Genomic DNA, 3,088 nt, shown 5'->3' on the forward strand with positions numbered 1-3,088 from the left:
CCTCGGCGCCGGACTGCTCGGCCTCCTCCTTGGCCAGCCGCTCCTTCTCCGCCTGCTCGGCCCGCAGCTGCGCCAGCACCTCCTGGCGCTTGCGCTCGGCGGCCTCCTCCTCGGCGCGCTTGCGGGCCTCCTCCTCGGCCCGGCGGCGCGCCTCCTCGGCCGCCTTGCGCTCCTGCTCGGCGCGGGCGGCCTTCTCCTGCTCGGAGAGCGGCAGCTCGCGGTCGAGCCGGTGCCGGATCGAGGTGGTGACGACGCCGGGGGCCTGGCTGCCGTCGACGACGAGGTAGCGCGCCGGGTCGGCGGCGGCGAGCGCCAGGAAGCCGGAGCGCACCCGCTGGTGGAACTCGGTCGGCTCGGACTCCAGCCGGTCCAGCGCCTCGGTGAACCGCTCCCGGGCCCGGGTCGGGTCGACGTCCAGGACCACGGTCAGGTCGGGCAGCAGCCCGCCGGTCGCCCAGCGCGAGATCCGGGCGACCTCGGTGGCGGCCAGGTCGCGGCCGGCGCCCTGGTAGGCGATGGACGAGTCCATGTACCGGTCGGTGATGACCACGGCGCCGCGGGCCAGCGCCGGGCGGATCACGTTCTCGACGTGCTCGGCCCGGTCGGCCGCGTAGATGAGGGCCTCGGCGCGGTGCGAGAGGCCGGTGTTGCCGACGTCCAGGACCAGGCCGCGCAGCCGCTGGCCGACCGGGCTGCCACCGGGCTCGCGGGTGAGCACGACCTCGTGGCCCTTGCCCCGGATCCACTCGGCGAGCGCCTGGGCCTGGGTGGACTTGCCGGCGCCGTCGCCGCCCTCCAGGGCGATGAAGAAGCCGGTGCCCGCCCGGTGCGGGGCCGGGCCGGTGGCGCCGCGCACCGCGTCGGCCAGGTCCCGGCCGAACGGCACGGTGCCGCGCCGGTCGTCGGTGCGCAGCAGCACCACGGCGGCCAGCACCAGGGTGAGCAGTCCGGCGGTGGCGACCGCGAGGGCCGCGCCGCCGTGGATGAAGGTGAACGAGCCGGGCTCGACCGTGCCGTACTCGACGTCCCCGTAGGCGGCGGCGATCAGCGGGACGCCGACCAGCGCGGCGCCGACCACGGCCCGCAGCACCGCGTAGAGATGCTCGGTGACCTGCGGCAGCCGGACCTCCTCGACCTCCTGGGCGAGCAGGGTGCGGCCGGTGGAGATCACCACTCCGGCGGCCAGCGCGGCCAGCGAGGTGAGCAGCAGGACCAGCACGAAGTCCGGCACCAGGCCGGCCAGGATCAGCGCGACGCCCTCGGTGAGCAGGGCGAGCGCGAGCAGCCGGCGGCGGGAGAGCGAGGGCAGGACGGCCCGGGTGATCCGGACGCCGAGCGCGGGGACTCCGGTGGCGGCCAGCACCAGCAGGCCGTAGCCGATCGGCCCGGCGCCGTGCTCGGCGGCGGTCAGCAGCGCCAGTGCGGCGACGCCGGCCATCGCGGCGTACCCGGCGCAGACCGCGAAGGTGAAGTAGGGGGCGGAGCCGGTGCGGCCCTTGGCGAGGGCCGGGCCGGGGGTCGCGTCGGCCGGGGCCCGCAGGCCGCGCAGCGGCGAGACCGGCGGCACCAGGACGCGGCCGCCGGGCAGCTCCTGGAGGTGCACCCGGGCGGCCGAAACGGCGAACAGGGCGGCCGCGCCGAGGGCGGCGAAGGTGGCCTGGTGGGCGCGCAGCCAGTCCGAGCCGAGCGCCGCGCAGACGTTGTTGAGCAGCGTGAGCGCGATCAGGACGGCGGCGGCGAGCGGCACGGTGGCCCAGCCGGTGCGGTGGTCCAGGGTGCGGACGGTGGCCAGGTTGGCGGCGGACGGGCGCCGCTCGGCGGCCGGGGCGTACGCGTCGGCGGGCGGCAGCAGGCCGGGGACGGCCGCGGCCTTGGCGATCGCCCAGACCCGCTCGGCGGCGCCGGTCAGGAACACGGTGGCGAGCAGGATCCAGGTCGCGGCGCCGGAGGGCTTCGTGCCGGAGCCCAGCCAGACGGTCCACCAGGGGGCGACGCCGATCAGCACGGCACGCAGCGCGTCGGCGCCGAACAGCGTCCAGCGCCGGTCGAGCTTCCCGCTGAGCAGCCCGTGCACCGGTCCGAGCAGGGCGGCGCCGACCAGTCCGGTGGCGGCCAGCCGGGTGGCGAGCACGGCGGCGACGGCGAGCGGCAGGCTGCGCGGCGGGTCGCCGAACTGCCCGCCGAGCACGGCGGCGATCACCGTGAGCGCGAGCAGCACCAGCAGGCCGAGCCGGTCGGCGGTGCCGCCGATCAGCTGGGTGGTCCACAGTCGCCGGTAGGGGCGCAGCCGCAGCCGGGCGCGGGCGTGCGGCAGCGCGAGCCGGCGCTGGTACCCGCGCGGACGCCGGGGGCCGGGCAGTCGGTTCGGGACTCCCGGGCCGGTGCCGCCACCGGGCCGGGTCGCGCAGCGCGCCCGCCGGCCGAGCGGCAGCAGCAGGACGAGCAGGGCGGCGCCCTTGGCGCCCTCCTCGATCACCGGGGTGACCAGGTCGGCGCCCAGCGCCTCGCCGAGGCCGCCCTGGTGGGCGCTCAGGTAGGTGCTGGTCCAGCCGTTGGCGAGGATCGCCACGGTGGTGGCCGCGCAGGCCCCCCAGCCGAGGCAGAAGACGGTGTGCCGCAGCGGCACCCGGGCGGTCTGGTTGAGCCAGGCGAGCCCGCCGAGCACGAAGGGCAGCGGGACCATCGCCAGACCGAGGCCGACCAGCAGCCCGGTGGTGCCGGTCTGGCGGCGGACCAGGTGGAGGATCAGCACCCCGCAGCCGGCCAGGGTCAGCACGACCGTCGCGGTCACGGCGGAGAACGCCACCGAACGGAGCGGATGACCGGCACCGGCGCCGGCGGCGGCCGGGGCGGCGGGGGAGACGGTCGCGGCGGCGGCAGCGGCCGGGGTGGCGGCGGGCACGAACCGGTGCGCCCGGCGCCTCCGTGGCCCCGGGATGGTCCGGGTGCCGGCGGTGGGCGTGGGCATCTCTCGGTCGTCGGCGGCCCGCACGGTGATGTGGTACCCACCGCCGGACGGGGTGCTCACGCGCCACAGGGTAGGCCACGGCGCCCGGCGGCCGGGCGGGTTGGGGCGGACGCCCCGTTC

General features: G+C 77.9%; 1 protein-coding gene. It reads right to left on the minus strand.

The window, feature by feature from the left end; all coding sequences use genetic code 11:
• The coding region (gene tmk / locus ABD308_RS34535) for a dTMP kinase (protein ID WP_344343819.1) at nt 1-3,028 on the minus strand (3,028 nt) is incomplete at its 3' end.
• Between the last annotated feature and the right edge of the window lie 60 nt (nt 3,029-3,088).

The sequence above is a fragment of the Kitasatospora putterlickiae genome (assembly GCF_039527695.1).
GTDB lineage: Bacteria > Actinomycetota > Actinomycetes > Streptomycetales > Streptomycetaceae > Kitasatospora > Kitasatospora putterlickiae.